Here is a 14,845-nt window from a genome sequence, read left to right as displayed (position 1 = left end):
CGGGCATGCCCCGCGCCTGCATTCAGGCCTTGATGTAACGCATCACCGCCTCGCAGATCACCTGCTTGTGGCGTTGCTTGATCTGCTCGTCGGACAGGTCGATCTGGAAGATGTCGCCAAAGGTATGGCGGTTGGACACCCGGTAGAAGCAGAACGAGCTCATCAGCATATGCAGGTCGATCACTTCGATGCCGGGGCGGAACACGCCCTGGGCAACGCCACGGGCGAGGATCTTGCCCAGCGCGTCGAGCACCATGCTGCTCATCTCGCGGATCACCGGCGACTGCTTGACGTACTCGCCGTAGTGGATGTTCTCGGTGCAGACGATGCGCACGAAATCGACGTTGTTGGCATGGTGGTCGAAGGTGAACTCCACCAGGCGCTGGATCGCCTGCTCGGGCGCCAGCGAGTCGAGGTCCAGGCTGTGCTCGGTCTTGCGGATGTCGCCGTAGAGCTTGACCAGGCACTCGACGTACAACTGCTCCTTGCTGCCGAAGTAGTAGTAGATCATGCGCTTGGAGGTGGCGGTGCGCTCGGCGATGGCATCGACCCGGGCACCCGCCAGGCCTTGCTGGACGAACTCGGTGATGGCGGCCTGGAGAATGTTCTCGCGGGTCTTTTCCGGATTGTTCTTGCGCGTCTTGCGCAGGCCTTCGACTTCAGGCTTGACGACCGAATCACTCATACCGACTCACAGGCTCGTTGTAGTAATCCGGGCAATTATCCGTGAGCCGGGCGATGCTGGGAAGCGCAGTGTTGGTCGGCTGGTCAGGTTTGGCCTAGAGCCCCGTCGCCGGCCAAGGGCCTGGCTCACAACACAACCTTGCGCCCTGCCCCGCTGCGCGCCTTGGCCATCGCTGCCAGACGCACCGCCACGTTGGCCGCGCCATAGCCGGCATAGCCGCCCTTGCGCTGCAGGATCTCGAAGAAGAAGCGCCCTTCGAACGGCTCGGTGTACACATGGAACAGCTCGCCGCCCTGGACATCACGGTCGTACAGCACGTTGTAGTACGCCAGCTCGCTGAGGAACTCGTCGTCGAAATCGAAGCGCGCCGCCAGGTCGTCGTAGTAGTTCAGCGGGATCTCCAGCAACGGCACGCCGGCCTCCTTGGCCCTGGCCACCTCGCGGAAGATGTCGTCGCAGTCGAAGGCGACGTGGTGCACGCCGGAGCCGCGATAGCTGTCCAGGGCATGGGCGATGGCGGTGTTGCGGTTCTCCGAGATGTTCAGTGGCAACCGTAGGGTGCCGCAGTGGCTGCGCAGGGCACGGCTCTTGACCAGGCCATAGGGGTCAGGCAACACCACCTCGTCGTCGGCGGTGAAGTCGAACAGGCTCTTGTAGAACAGCACCCAACTGTCCAGGGCCTCGGCCGGCAACGCCAGGGCCATGTGGTCGATACGTTTGAGGCCACCGCTGGCGCGGGCTGTCGGGTCCAGGCGGAAATCGGTGTCGTAGAGGGCCTGGCCGTTGCCGTCGGGCTGCACCAGGTACAACAGGCTGCCGTCCGGCGCGCGCACCGCCGGGATCTCGCGCTCGTTGGGGCCGACCAGGCCGCGGAACGGCTGGCCACGGTAGGCCATGGCGCGCTGCAGGGCGTCCTGGCAAGCGTTGACCCGCAACGCCGTGGCGCACAACGACGGGCCATGGGCTTCGAAGAAGTTGTGGGCGAACGAATAAGGTTCGCCATTGAGGACGATGTTGATATCGCCCTGGCGCAGCAGACGCACGGCTTTGCTGCGGTGCTCGCCCGCTTCGGCGAAGCCCAGGCGCTTGAGCCATGCGCCCAGGCGTGCGCCGACCGCCTCGTCGACGGCGAACTCGAGGAACTCCACGCCGTCGTAGCGGCTGGCGGCCGGCGGCGCGAACAGCACGCCCGGTTCGACCGCCCGCGCCTCGCGCTCGAGCTGGCGGCGGGTCTTTTCCTCCAGGTACAGCAGCGAGCGCAGGCCATCGGCGGCGTTCTGCCGGGGTGGCGCTGCGCGGAAACCGTCATTGAAGATCTCCAGCGACAGCGGGCCGCGATAGCCGCTGGCCAGGACCGGCGCGAGGAAGCCCGCCAGGTCCATTTCCCCCTGCCCGGGGAAGCAGCGGAAGTGCCGGCTCCATTCCAGCACGTCCATGGCCAGGATCGGCGCATCAGCCATCTGCACGAAGAAGATCTTCTCGCCGGGGATATCGCGGATGCCGCTGGGGTCGCCGTTGAGCGACAGCGTATGGAAGCTGTCGAGGATCACCCCCAGCGCCGGGTGGTCGGCCTGGCGCACCAGGTTCCACACCTGTTGCCAGGTATTGATATGGCGACCCCAGGCCAGGGCCTCGTAGCCGATGCGCAGGCCCCGCGCGCCGGCATGCTCGGCGAGCAGGCGCAGGTCGTCCACCAGCAGCTGTTCGTCGCCCAGGGCGTCGGGCTGGACATTGCTGCACACCAGCACCAGGTCGGTGCCCAGTTCCTGCATCAGGTCGAACTTGCGCTCGGCGCGGTCGAGATTCTTGCGCAGGCGGTCACGGCGGCAGCCCTCGAAATCGCGGAACGGCTGGAACAGGGTGATGGCCAGCCCCAGGTCGGCGCACAACTGGCGCACCTCGCGGGGGCTGCCGGCGTAGTACAGCAGGTCGTTCTCGAAGATCTCGACGCCGTCGAAACCGGCGGCGGCGATGGCCTCGAGTTTTTCCGGCAGGGTGCCGCTCAAGGAAACGGTGGCGATCGAACGGTGCATGGCGGGTGTTCCTTGTTATTGAGTGAGGCCTGCACGATCGATTATTCGCAGGTAAAGTCGCCCCGGCAACGAACTTTGTACGGAACAGTTAGTTTTTGTTCGATTACCGAACAAAACCCGTTCCAGCGAATTGCTTCACCCACCCCCGTGAACAACCATGAACACCAGTCGCAGGCCCGCCAGCCCTTCTCGCCGCAACGCCGGTCGTTCGGCGGAACCTGCGCTGCACTACCCAACGTCACCACATAATAAGTTCAAGAAAACGGGTACCGAACTATGCACACCTTGCTCGCCCTGCGATCCGCGCCGCCTCGTTCGTCTTCTCCATACAGCCCCTGCCCGCGCCTCAAGCGCTGACCAATCCGGCCCCTGACAAGAACAACGGAGACAACATGGCCCGCTCAAGCTCCCAAGCCAAGAAAGCCACCGCCAGCGGATGGATCGGCTCTGCCCTCGAGTATTACGACTTCTTCATCTACGCCCAGGCCGCGGCGCTGATCTTCCCGCAGATCTTCTTCCCGTCCGCCGACCCGAAGATGGCCATCATCGCCTCGCTGGCCACCTACGGCGTGGGTTACCTGGCGCGCCCGGTCGGCGCCTTCGTGCTTGGCCACTGGGGCGACACCCGCGGGCGCAAGAACGTGCTGCTGCTGTGCATGTTCCTGATGGGCCTATCGACCATGGCCGTGGGCCTGCTGCCGACCTACCACGATGTCGGCCTGCTGGCCCCGGCGCTGCTGGTACTGCTGCGCCTGGTCCAGGGCTTCGCCGTGGCCGGCGAGATCTCCGGCGCCAGCTCGATGATCATGGAGCACGCGCCGTTCGGCCGCCGTGGCTACTACGCCAGCTACACCCTGCAAGGGGTGCAGGCCGGCCAGGTGATGGCCGCCGCGGTGTTCCTGCCGCTGGCCTACTTCATGCCCAGCGAGGCCTTCAACGACTGGGGCTGGCGCATTCCGTTCCTGATGAGCGCGCTGGTGCTGGTAGCTGGCTTCATCATTCGCAAGGAGGTCCACGAGACCCCGGCCTTCGTTAGGGAAGAGAAACAGGACAAGGTGGCCAAGTCGCCGATCAGCGAGGCCTTCCGCCACAGCTGGAAGCACATGGTGCTGGTTATGTTCATGGCGCTGATGAACGTGATCCCGGTGGTCGCCACCATCTTCGGCGCGGCCTACGCGGTGCAGCCGGCCTACGGCATCGGCTTCGACAAGAGCGTGTACCTGTGGATCCCGGTGGTGGGCAACATCGTCGCGGTGCTGGTGATCCCCTTCGTCGGCAACCTTAGCGACAGGATCGGCCGGCGCCCGACCATGATCGCCGGTTGCCTGGGCTCGGGCCTGCTGGCGTTCGTCTATCTGTATGCGATCAGCATCCAGAACGTGCCGCTGGCCTTCGCCGCCTCGATCGTCATGTGGGGCATGGTCTACCAGGGCTACAACGCGGTGTTCCCGAGCTTCTATCCGGAGCTGTTCCACACCCGCTACCGGGTCTCGGCCATGGCCATCGCGCAGAACCTCGGCACCATGATCACCGCCATGCTGCCGGCGTTGTTCGCCGCAGTCGCGCCGCCGGGTTCGGACAATATCCCGCTGGTGGTCGGCGGGCTGGCGTTTCTCATCACCTGCGTGTGCGCGCTGGCCGCCTACCTGGCACCGGAAACCCACCGGCTGGCAATGGAAGACCTGGGCAACCCGCAGGCACAACCCATGGCGCGGGAAGCCTATGAAGCGAGCCGCAAGGGCAGCCTGAAAGTGTTCGGCCACTGACATCGGCGGTGCCGAAAAAAAGACGCCTCGTCAGAGGCGTCAAGACATTCACCAGCAACCAAAGGAGCACGGGGCTTCTCAAGGTGAATCCGGGTGGTTCAGAGAATCGACAACGGGTACTCGACGATCACCCGCACCTCGTCCAGGTCCGACTCGAAGGCCGTCGCCCGGGTGGTGGCCTGGCGCACGCGCAGTGCCAGGTCCTTGGCCGCGCCGGTCTGTACCACGTACTTGACCTCGATGTCGCGTTCCCAGCGCTTCTGGTCGGTGAGCGGGTCGCCGTTGCCATCCCGGCGCATGTAGTAGGCGTTGGCATGGCTGTAGTCGGCATCGCTGCCACGGCCATAGCGGGTCATGAACGACAGCCCCGGTACACCGTAGGCGGCCATGTTCAAGTCATAGCGCAGCATCCATGAGCGCTCTTTCGGCGAGTTGAAGTCGCTGTACTGGATGGAGTTGTCGAGGAAGATCGAATCGGACTGGCGCAGGTAGTCGAAGTCGTCGTCGCCGTTGTTGCGCTGGTGGGTCAGGGCCAGGGTATGGGCGCCGTAGCGCACGCCGAGCCTGGCGCTCCAGATGTCGTTGTCGAACTGGCCCAGGCGCTGACGTCCTTCGTCCCTGGCGTTGTAGAAATTGAACCCGCCGATCAGCGCCAGCTCGTCGGACAACGGCCAGGTCACGCTGGTGCCGGCGTAGTACTGGTTCCACACATCCTTCAAGCGACTGCCGAACAGGCTGACGCTGACGTTTTCGTTGATCGCGTAGTCGCCACCGCCGTAGGCGATCCACGGCGAATCCACCGGGCCGCCGTAGAATGTCACGAAGTTGTCGCGCAAGTTGCTGGACACCGGCTGGCTCATGGCGTGCAGGCGCCCGCCCTGCAACGTCAGGCCTTGCACACTGGTGTTCTCCAGGGTCACGCCGCGAAAGCTTTCCGGCAACAGCCGCGAGTCGCCGGCCGCCACCACCGGGTTGACCGGGAACACATCGCCCACCCGCAGCACGGTGTCGAACAGGCGCACCTTGGCCGCGCCGCCGAGCTTGCTGTATTCGTCGCGGGCCTCGCCATCGCGGTCCACCGGCAGCACGTCGAACGAGCTGCGCCCACCGTTGCGCCCGCCACCAGTGTCGAGCTTGAGCCCAAGCATGGCGAAGGCGTCCACCCCGACGCCCACCGTGCCTTGGGTGAAACCGGACTCGAAGCGGGTGATCACGGCATGGGCCCAGGCCTCGGAGTAGCCGTTGCCGCTGTCCTTGCCGCTGTTGTAGGTGGGGGCCGGGCCATCGCGATGGTCGCGATTGAAATAGTAATTGCGGTTGAGCACGCTCAGGCGGCTGCCCTCGATGAAACCTTCCTTCTGCTCTTCTGCGGCCCAGGCCGCCGGGCCGAAGCCGGCCAGCGCCACCAGGGCGGCCAGGGAAAGTGTCGGATTGCTCTTCATCCACTGCTCCTTCGATTGCGGCTGTTCTTGTTGTCAGGCCCTGGCGCTGGAGCATCCCTGGTCTGGCCAGATGCGCACGCACCCAGCCCCATTGGCCGAGCCTGATGCTCGCCGCTGGCGGATAACGGGAAGGTGATGGGGGCATTACAATCGTGTCATGCGCAGCCCGGGGGAGCTGCGTACACGCCCAGCTTTCATATCTGTAACCCGGCCGTCATGCCCCTGTTGGCCGGGCATCGCTAGCGTGGTCTGCGAAACGAACCTTTCGGAGGCACGACCATGCTACGACCGACCCTGACCGCCGCCCTGCTGGCGCTTTCCCTCTCGACCCAGGCCAGCGGCTTTTCCAGGCTGGACAGCGAACAGCTGCTGGCGGACCACCAGCAGGCCGTGGCGGCCTATGCGGCCAAACGGGCGAAGCCCATGCCGGAGATCGTCGACTACCGCTACGGCATGAAGCTCGACGTTGCCCGCCTCGTGCGCCAATCGGGCGACCCGCGCACCTGCGAGGTGGTGCCGCGGCTGATGACCTTCGAAGACAGCCAGGGCACCTTGCGCACCGTGCGCTACGCGGTGCAGTCGCAGTGCATCAACAACAAGTAGTTCAGCCGCGCAGCCCGTCGACCAGTTGCAGGCTGTTGCGCCCGCTGCGCTTGGAGGCGTACAGCAGCACGTCGCCTTGCTCGATCAACGCCGCCAGGCTGGCCGGTGGGCGGTCGAACAGGTTGGCGCCGATGCTCAGGGTCACCGCCTCGGGGGTGCGGAACGACTGTTCGGCGGTGGCCTGGAACTGCTGGCGCAGGGCCTCGGCCAGGCGCTGTATACCTTCGCGCGACGCCCCGGCCAGGAGAATGACGAACTCGTCGCCGCCCAGCCGTGCGGCGATCGCCCGCTCCGGCAGCATGGTCCGGATCATCTCGCTCAAGGCCACCAGCAGACGGTCGCCAGCGGCATGCCCATGCAGGTCGTTGACCAGTTTGAAGTGGTCGATATCGATCAGCAGCAAAGCCCCGGGGTTTGCCGGGGAAACCTCGTTGAACAGGCTCGCCGCGCGTACTTCCAGGGCGCGGCGGTTGTACAGCGCGGTCAGCGGATCGCGCGCGGCCAGGCGCTCGATGCGCTCCTCGCGGCGGTAGCGCACGGTGCCAGTCATCGACAGGGCGATCAGCATGATCGCCATGGCCCCCTCCACCAGCGATACCTGGATGATCTGCCCGCGAAACGCGCTCAGGTCGATCAGCGTTCCCGGCAGCAGCGCCGGCAGCGTCTTGGCCAGGTAGAACAGCCCGTGCAGCAGCAGGATGCAGCGCAACTGCACCGCGCCGACGCTGAACGACTTGCCGTGCGGGCGCAGCAACGCGCTGGCGTACAGGGTGAACGCGGCGACCAGCAGCGAGTTGGCCACCAGGAAGGTCTTCGACCAGGTGGGCCACTGCGGCAGCAGCAACAGGCTCAGCCAGGCCAGCGGGGCGAGGTAGCAGAGCCGTGACAGACGGGTTTCGGTAAAGCGTGACACCCCCAGCAGGAACAGCCAGTGGGCGGCCACCAGCATGCCGTTGGCGAACCAGATGCCGGTGAACAGGTAGCCGCTGCCACGCAGCAAGGCGAGCGAGGAACCGACACTGATGGTAGCGAAGCTGGCGCTCCAGCACAGCAGCGAAGACTCGCGCACGCTGCGCCACTCCACGGCCAGATAAAGCGCGGCGGCCGCGGCCAGGGCGATGGTGAGGGTCAGCATGGTGGAAGCGTCGAACGCCATGGGTGGAAGTGGCCTGTATCTGGGTTACCGTTCAGAACGGTGATTGTATGCGTTCAAGGGTCAATGCACAGGCATAAATGATATCCAAATGATGGCATTCGGACGGGCAGCCCATTCATTCGCCTACCAGACGACAGTCACCTGTCATTGCCCGGAGAGGAAGCTCACCAGCTGTCGCCCATGCGAGCTGAGCGCTTCCCAACTGCGAAAACAGATACGCAACTCCAGGGTCGCCCAACGCTCCTCCAGCGCCACCCGGCGCACCGCCAGTTCCTGTTCGGCGCGCACGGCCGCCGTTTCCGGCAGCATGGCGATACCCGCGTGCTGGGCCACCAGCTGGGCGATGGCTTCGAAGCTCGGTGCCCGCACCCGCACCTTCAGCGGCATGGCCAGGTTCATCGCCAGTTCCTCGACGAAGCGCTGCATGGCGCGCTCGGCGGGCAGGCAGACGAAGGGAAAACCCAGTGCGTCCGCCAGGCGCAGCTGGCCGCGCCCGGCCAACGGGTGATCGAGCGGCACCAGCAGCACCAGGCGCTCGGTACGAAACGGCAGCGACACCACGCCCTCGTTGACCAGGTTGCCGTCGTACACGCCGATCTCGCACTCCCCGGCCAGCACCACCCGCAGTACATCGATGCTCTTGTGCTCGACCAGTTGCAGGTCGACCTCCGGGTAGTCGGCCAGGAACGGCCCCAGCACGGCCGGCAACAGCGTGCTATTGGTCACGGTGGACGCCGCCAGGTGCAGGGTGATGCGCCGCTGGCCGGCGAGTTCGCGCAGCGTGTCCTGCAGTTTCTGCGCCTCGCCCAGCACGCCCCGCGCCGACTCCAGCACCAGGCGCCCGGCCGGGGTCAGTTGCATGCCGTCGGCCTTGCGCAGGAACAGGGTCAACCCGCTGCGCGCCTCGAACAGGCGCAGGCGGGTGCTGGCGGCCGATACCGCCACCGGGAAGGTCGCCGCCGCCTTGCTCAGGCTGCCGGTGGCGGCAATAGCGGCGAGCAGCCGCAGGTCGGCCAGGTCGAAGTGCATCAAGGCTTCTCCAAATCAGAACGCCATGTTCGAGAAAAAGCGATTCTAGCGCGGTTGCGTTCTGCGCAGAATAAACCGCACTTCTTCTGTGCCACGGACCCGCCATGACCCGCCTGCCCGCCCCGCTCCAGCGCGCCCTTGCCAACGGCAGCCTGTACGCCGTACTCGCCGCCCTGGGCTTCAGTTTCAAGGCCATCTTCGTCAAGCTCGCCTATGCCGCAGGCCCGGTGGACGCCATCAGCCTGCTGGCACTGCGCATGGCCCTGTCGCTGCCGTTGTTCGCCTGGCTGGTATGGGCCAGCCGTGGCCAGGGTGGCGCGCCGCTGAGCGCCGGCGACGGCCTGCGCGTGGCCTTGCTCGGCCTGTTCGGCTATTACCTGGCCAGCCTGTTCGACTTCTACGGCCTGCAATACATCAGTGCCGGGCTCGAGCGGCTGATCCTGTTCACCTACCCGACCCTGGTGCTGGTGATCCAGGCCATCGTCCAGCGCGAACGCCCGACCCTGCGCACCCTGGCGGCCATGGGCCTGTGCTACCTGGGGCTGGGCATCGCCTTCGTCCACGACATCGGCGCCGCGGGTGGCGGCAATGCGGTATTGGTCGGTTCGCTGTGGGTGTTCGCCAGCGCAGTCACCTATGCCCTGTACTACTCGGGCACCGGCATGATGCTCAAGCGCATGAACTCGATGCGCCTGGCCGGATTGTGCGGCACCGCCTCCTCGCTGATGGTGCTGGCCCACTACCTGCTGGTGGCCGATGTCGCGCCGCTGTTGCAGCTGCCCGGCACGGTGTGGCTCAACGCGGCATTGATGGCGCTGTTCTCCACGGTGCTGCCGATCTACTGGGTGGCGCTGGCGATCCAGCGCCTCGGGCCCACGCACACGGCGGCGGTGGGTAACCTGGGGCCGGTGCTGACGATGCTGGCCTCATGGCTGATCCTGAGCGAGGCGATCAGCGTGTACCAGGTAGCCGGGTTGGTCCTGGTGCTGTTCGGGGTATCGCGGCTGAAACCGGCGAAAAAGCCAGAGGCGCCAACCGCGCCGACCCCGGCCTCGGCGCGGCCCCTGTAACGACAGCGGTGCGCCTGCAAGGCGCCATGCATGCGCTGCGGGCACGCATTGAATTTGCCCTGCACGGCGAACCCATGGCATAGAGAGGCTGTCCACGTCCTTACCCGGCCGCATCGCGCCCTCCAGGAGATTCCCATGAGCAAGCCCCCTTATGTTCCGCCCAAGGTCTGGACCTTCGAGGCCCCTTCCGGCGGCCAGTTCGCCAGCATCAACCGCCCGGTGGCCGGCCCCACTCACGACAAGCCGCTGCCCACCGGCAAGCATCCGCTGCAACTCTACTCGCTGGCCACGCCCAACGGAGTCAAGGTCACCATCCTCCTCGAGGAGCTGCTGGCCCTCGGTCATGGCGGCGCCGAGTACGACGCATGGCTGATCCGTATCGGTGAAGGCGACCAGTTCGGCAGCGGCTTCGTGCAGGTCAACCCCAACTCGAAGATCCCCGCCCTGCTCGACCGCAGCGTCGAACCGCCGGTGCGGGTATTCGAGTCCGGCGCGATCCTGCTGTACCTGGCGGAAAAATTCGGCGCCTTCCTGCCCCGGGACCTGGCCGCGCGCACCGAGACCCTCAACTGGCTGTTCTGGCAGATGGGCTCTGCACCTTACCTGGGCGGTGGTTTCGGCCACTTCTATGTCTACGCGCCGGAAAAGTTCGAATACGCGATCAACCGCTTCACCATGGAAGCCAAGCGCCAGCTCGACGTGCTCGACCGGCGCCTGGGCGAAAGCGCCTACCTGGGCGGCGATACGTACAGCATCGCCGACATCGCCGTATGGCCCTGGTATGGCCAGCTGGTGCGCGGCAACCTGTATGGCGCGGCCGAGTTCCTGGCGGTACACGAGTACGCCAATGTGCAGCGCTGGGCAGAGGCCATCGCCCAGCGCCCGGCGGTACAGCGCGGCACCCGGGTCAACCGCACCTGGGGCGAGGAAGCCAGCCAGGTGGCGGAGCGCCACGCAGCCAGCGACCTGGCCTGAGGGGTTCAGGTTCGCGCGGCCGAGCATGGCCGGCATAAATAGTGGCATTTTGCCCTAAAGCTGCCGGCCCCTCGGCCGTAAACCTTGATCAGGTTCAACTCCGATCAAGGATGACATCACTTGAAGAAACTGTTCCAGGCCAGCGCCGTCGTTGCCTTGCTGACGATGAGCGGCTGCGTCTCCTACAACGTCATCGGCCCGGTGGGCACGCCGCCCCACGCCTCCACCGTCGCCAGCCCACGCAGCGCCCAGGTCGCCGATGTGCAGGTCAACGCCCCCGGCATTGACAACGCCACCGGCCAGGCCATCAGCCGCGCCCTGACTCCGCAGCTCAGCCAGTACGTGCAGCGCGCCGGCTACTTCAAGGCCGTCACCGAATACCCCACGCGCCTGGACGAACAGGACGTGCTGCTCAAGTTCGACATGACTTCGCTCAAGGGCCATCGCGCCCCGCACCCGGCGTACTTCCCCGGCGCCCTGCTGACCCTGACTTTCTGGATCTGGTTCAACGGCCCGATCTACGTCGACAGCTTCGACGTGGCCGGCAACCTGGTGATCGTCGACCGCGACGGCGTCGAGTTGGCCAGGGCCAAGGAACAACTGCGCTTCGAACACAACGTCGGCCTGTACGGCGGCGAGTACTGGGCGCCTTCGATGGGCGGCAAGCAACTGACCAAGCTGGTCGGCGAACTGCTCGACGACGCCACCGTGAAACTGGCAAAACGCTGATAACAGGAACACTTCGATGAACATCTGCAAACACGCCCTGCTGCTCGGCGCCCTGCTGCTTGGGGGCTGCGTCTCGTATTCCACCGGCGACCTGGCACCGGTCGGCACCTGGCCGCCGGCGGCGAGCACCGCCGCGGCCAAGCCCAACGCCTACCTGCGCAGCACCGCGCTGTACCAGGTCAACGACGGCGCGGCCGTGGCCGCCGCCGGCGCCCACGCCGACATGTGGGAGAAGACCATCAGCGAGACCTACCAGCAATCCGGCCGCTTCACCCAGGTCAGCACGCAGAAGGGCGAAGCGGACCTGTACGCCGAATCGACCCTGACCAACCACGAGGAGTTCGTGACCGCGTCGGCGTTCATCACCGGCTTCACCCTGTTCCTCATCCCCTCTACCGCCAAGAACACCTTCACCCTGCAGACCGTGTTCAAGGACAAGGACGGCAAGGAGATCGGCCGTGTCAGCAAGAGCGAGTCGATCCGTACCTGGATGCAACTGGTGCTGATCGTCGGCCTGCCATTCCAGGCCGACACCCGCGACGTGGTGCGCGAGCTGGCCCGCAGCACCCTGGACGAGGCGGTACAGCGCAAGCTGCTCTGATCGTCACCACCGTTCGAATCGGCGGGCTTGGCCCGCGATCGGCGCCAACCGGTCGCGGGCCAAGCCCGCTGCCGTTTCAGCCCCGCCATCCGGCGCTCAGCGTGCCGCGCTGCAACGAACCATTTCCCCGCTGCATGCCTGCGCCCACCAAGACCTTCTTGCTACACTAGCCGCCATGATTTTCCACCTGCACAACTGTGGTGACAGCATGATCGAGGTAACCGAGGTTTCCATTGCCGAGCTGCGCGACGCGCTCGAGTCCGGCCGCACGACGGCCGTCGAGCTGGTCAAGGCGTACCTGGCCCGCATCGACGCCTACGACGGCGCCGACACCGCCACGCGGCTCAATGCCGTGGTGGTGCGCAACCCCGAGGCCCTGAAAGAGGCCGAAGCCTCCGATGCCCGCCGTGCCCGTGGCGAAACCCTCGGTCCGCTGGATGGCATCCCCTACACCGCCAAGGACAGCTACCTGGTCAAGGGCCTGACCGCCGCCTCCGGCAGCCCGGCGTTCAAGGACCTGGTCGCCCAGCGCGACGCCTTCACCGTCGAGCGCCTGCGCGCCGGCGGCGCGATCTGCCTGGGCAAGACCAACATGCCGCCGATGGCCAATGGCGGCATGCAGCGTGGCGTGTATGGCCGCGCCGAAAGCCCGTACAACGCCGCCTACCTCACCGCGCCCTTCGCCTCCGGCTCCTCCAACGGTGCCGGCACCGCCACCGCCGCCAGCTTCAGCGCCTTCGGCCTGGCCGAGGAAACCTGGTCCAGTGGCCGCGGCCCGGCCTCGAACAACGGCCTGTGCGCCTACACCCCGTCGCGTGGGGTGATCTCGGTGCGCGGCAACTGGCCGCTGACGCCGACCATGGACGTGGTCGTGCCATATGCGCGGACCATGGCCGACCTGCTGGAGATCCTCGACGTGGTGGTGGCCGACGACGCCGACAAGCGCGGCGACCTGTGGCGCCTGCAACCCTGGGTACCAATCCCGGCCGCCTCGAGCGTGCGCCCCGCCTCGTACCTGGACCTGGCCGTGGGCGCCGAGACGCTCAAGGGCAAGCGCTTCGCCGTGCCACGCATGTACATCAATGCCGACGCCGAAGCCGGCACTGCCGAGAAACCCGGCATCGGCGGCCCGACCGGCCAACGCATCAATACCCGCGCCAGCGTGATCGAACTGTGGCAGCAAGCCCGCCAGGCCTTGGAAGCGGCCGGCGCCGAAGTGGTCGAGACCGACTTCCCGCTGGTCTCCAACTGCGAAGGCGACCGCCCCGGCGCGCCGACCGTGTTCACCCGCGGCATCGTCAGCAAGGAGTTCCTCCACGACGAACTGTGGGAACTGTCCGGCTGGGCCTTCGACGACTTCCTGCGCGCCAACGACGATCCCAAGCTCAACCGCCTGGCCGATGTCGATGGCCCGCAGATCTTCCCCCACGACCCCGGCACCCTGCCCAACCGTGAAGACGACCTCGCCGCCGGCATGGACGAGTACGTCAACATGGCCAAGCGCGGCCTGAAGACCTGGGACCAGATCGCAACCGTGCCCGACGGCCTGCGCGGCCTGGAAGCCACCCGCAAGCTCGACCTGGAAGACTGGATGGACGCCCAGGGCCTGGACGCGGTGCTGTTCCCCACCGTGGCCGATGTCGGCCCGGCGGACGCCGATGTGAACCCCGAATCGGCGGACATCGCCTGGAGCAACGGCATCTGGGTGGCCAACGGCAACCTGGCGATCCGTCACCTGGGCGTGCCGACCGTGACCGTGCCCATGGGCGTGATGGCCGACATCGGCATGCCAGTGGGCCTGACCTTCGCGGGCAAGGCGTACAGCGACAACAATCTGTTGAAATTCGCCGCCGCCTTCGAGTCCACCGGCTCGCGCCGTATCGTCCCGCCACGCACGCCGAAACTGGGCTGACGCACTTGATCGCGGGCCCTCCCGCTACTGCCCAAGGCAGGAACGGGAGGGCCCGCGATTGCTTTTGAGGGTTCGACACCTTCGCCAAATTCAACTTTTTGTGTAATATTCAACACAATATTGAATCTGGTGCCGATCATGCTCACCCTCGCCCACGAACGCCAGCTCACCCTGAACGTGCTCAAGACCGCCCTGCAGGCCTTGGGCAGCGTCGTCCCGCGCAATGTGGAAATCCTTCTGCACGACCTCGAACACCCGGAACGCTCGGTGGTGGCGATCGTCAATGGCGAGCTCTCCGGCCGTCAGGTCGGCAGCCCGATACTCGCCGCTCCCGAACAGGACCAAGGGTTCAAGGCGTTGATGCAGGCCGCCGCCGACCAGCAGGGCTGCGACCCAGTGGTGCTGCCCGACTACCCCACCACCCTCAAGGGCCGCAGCCTGCGCAGCGCCACGGCGATCTTCCGTGACAGCACCGGCCAGCCCTTCGCCAGCCTGTGCGTGAACACCGACGTCACGGGCCTGGACGCCGCCATGGCGTTCCTGCGGCACTTGCAGCCGCTGGGCGCCGCGCCAGCCACGGTATCCGGCGACGAGCCCGCCGACATGACTGCATTGATGGCCGGGATCATCCAGGACGCACTGCAGCGCAGCGGCCAGGGGCGGATGACCAAGCAGGCCAAGGTCGAGGCCGTGCGCGTGATGCAGGAGCGCGGCCTGTTCATCGTCAAGGGCGGCGTCGAGAAAGCCGCCGAGGCCCTCGGCGTGACCCGCTACACCGTCTACAACTACCTGGAGCAGCTGCGCGGCGAGCCCGCCGCGGCTGCCCGCGACTGAGCCACGGAGC

At 66.2% G+C, this 14,845-nt stretch carries 13 protein-coding genes; 8 read left to right on the top strand and 5 right to left on the bottom strand.

Annotation, left to right across the window (positions count from 1 at the left end; genetic code table 11):
* Positions 1-22 precede the first annotated feature (22 nt).
* On the bottom strand, positions 23-685 hold the full coding sequence (locus LU688_RS11810; protein ID WP_038705885.1) for a TetR/AcrR family transcriptional regulator: 663 nt from the start codon (positions 683-685) through the stop codon (positions 23-25).
* Positions 686-810: 125 nt separating this feature from the next.
* Positions 811-2,718 carry a 3-dehydroshikimate dehydratase QuiC gene (quiC, locus tag LU688_RS11805; protein WP_104444050.1) on the bottom strand — a complete coding sequence of 636 codons (1,908 nt, stop codon included), beginning with the start codon at positions 2,716-2,718 and terminating at the stop codon, positions 811-813.
* Between the two features lie 392 nt (positions 2,719-3,110).
* Here quiC and LU688_RS11800 point away from each other — a divergent pair, with 392 nt between their 5' ends.
* Positions 3,111-4,484, top strand: coding sequence for an MFS transporter (locus LU688_RS11800; RefSeq protein WP_104444051.1), 1,374 nt, complete (start codon positions 3,111-3,113; stop codon positions 4,482-4,484).
* Positions 4,485-4,582: 98 nt separating this feature from the next.
* Here the strand turns inward: LU688_RS11800 and LU688_RS11795 are convergent, their stop codons facing one another.
* On the bottom strand, positions 4,583-5,926 hold the full coding sequence (locus tag LU688_RS11795; RefSeq protein ID WP_104444052.1) for an OprD family porin: 1,344 nt from the start codon (positions 5,924-5,926) through the stop codon (positions 4,583-4,585).
* Between the two features lie 279 nt (positions 5,927-6,205).
* Between LU688_RS11795 and LU688_RS11790 the strand changes: the two genes are divergently transcribed.
* Positions 6,206-6,529: a DUF2790 domain-containing protein gene (locus LU688_RS11790; protein ID WP_046856021.1), complete on the top strand. Its 324-nt coding sequence runs from the start codon at positions 6,206-6,208 to the stop codon at positions 6,527-6,529.
* 1 nt (position 6,530) lies between these two features.
* Here the strand turns inward: LU688_RS11790 and LU688_RS11785 are convergent, their stop codons facing one another.
* Together LU688_RS11785 and LU688_RS11780 are read right to left on the bottom strand one after the other, a co-directional pair.
* On the bottom strand, positions 6,531-7,685 hold the full coding sequence (locus LU688_RS11785) for a GGDEF domain-containing protein (RefSeq protein ID WP_094011071.1): 1,155 nt from the start codon (positions 7,683-7,685) through the stop codon (positions 6,531-6,533).
* Positions 7,686-7,829: 144 nt separating this feature from the next.
* On the bottom strand, positions 7,830-8,714 hold the full coding sequence (locus LU688_RS11780) for a LysR substrate-binding domain-containing protein (protein WP_038705881.1): 885 nt from the start codon (positions 8,712-8,714) through the stop codon (positions 7,830-7,832).
* A 104-nt stretch (positions 8,715-8,818) separates the two neighbouring features.
* Here LU688_RS11780 and LU688_RS11775 point away from each other — a divergent pair, with 104 nt between their 5' ends.
* The 6 genes from LU688_RS11775 to LU688_RS11750 all read left to right on the top strand — a co-directional run bounded on the left by LU688_RS11775 (position 8,819) and on the right by LU688_RS11750 (position 14,835).
* The gene (locus LU688_RS11775; protein ID WP_094011070.1) at positions 8,819-9,784 is read left to right on the top strand and encodes a DMT family transporter; all 966 of its coding nucleotides are present in this window, start codon (positions 8,819-8,821) and stop codon (positions 9,782-9,784) included.
* Positions 9,785-9,919: 135 nt separating this feature from the next.
* A complete protein-coding gene (gene yghU / locus LU688_RS11770) occupies positions 9,920-10,759 on the top strand; it encodes a glutathione-dependent disulfide-bond oxidoreductase (RefSeq protein WP_094011069.1) in 840 nt (279 codons plus the stop codon).
* A 165-nt stretch (positions 10,760-10,924) separates the two neighbouring features.
* Positions 10,925-11,488: a hypothetical protein gene (locus LU688_RS11765; protein WP_052062253.1), complete on the top strand. Its 564-nt coding sequence runs from the start codon at positions 10,925-10,927 to the stop codon at positions 11,486-11,488.
* A gap of 16 nt (positions 11,489-11,504) precedes the next feature.
* Entirely contained in the window at positions 11,505-12,089 is a 585-nt protein-coding gene (locus tag LU688_RS11760) for a hypothetical protein (protein WP_038705879.1), read from the top strand.
* Positions 12,090-12,297: 208 nt separating this feature from the next.
* Positions 12,298-14,001, top strand: a complete 1,704-nt coding sequence (locus LU688_RS11755; RefSeq protein WP_104445277.1) for an amidase — start codon at positions 12,298-12,300, stop codon at positions 13,999-14,001.
* 138 nt (positions 14,002-14,139) lie between these two features.
* Positions 14,140-14,835: a helix-turn-helix transcriptional regulator gene (locus LU688_RS11750; protein ID WP_201754845.1), complete on the top strand. Its 696-nt coding sequence runs from the start codon at positions 14,140-14,142 to the stop codon at positions 14,833-14,835.
* Positions 14,836-14,845: the final 10 nt, after the last annotated feature.

The organism is Pseudomonas soli (genome assembly GCF_021283165.2).
GTDB lineage: Bacteria > Pseudomonadota > Gammaproteobacteria > Pseudomonadales > Pseudomonadaceae > Aquipseudomonas > Aquipseudomonas soli.
The sequence above is the reverse complement of the archived record's forward strand: the minus strand, read 5'-3'. Positions and strand labels throughout refer to the sequence as shown.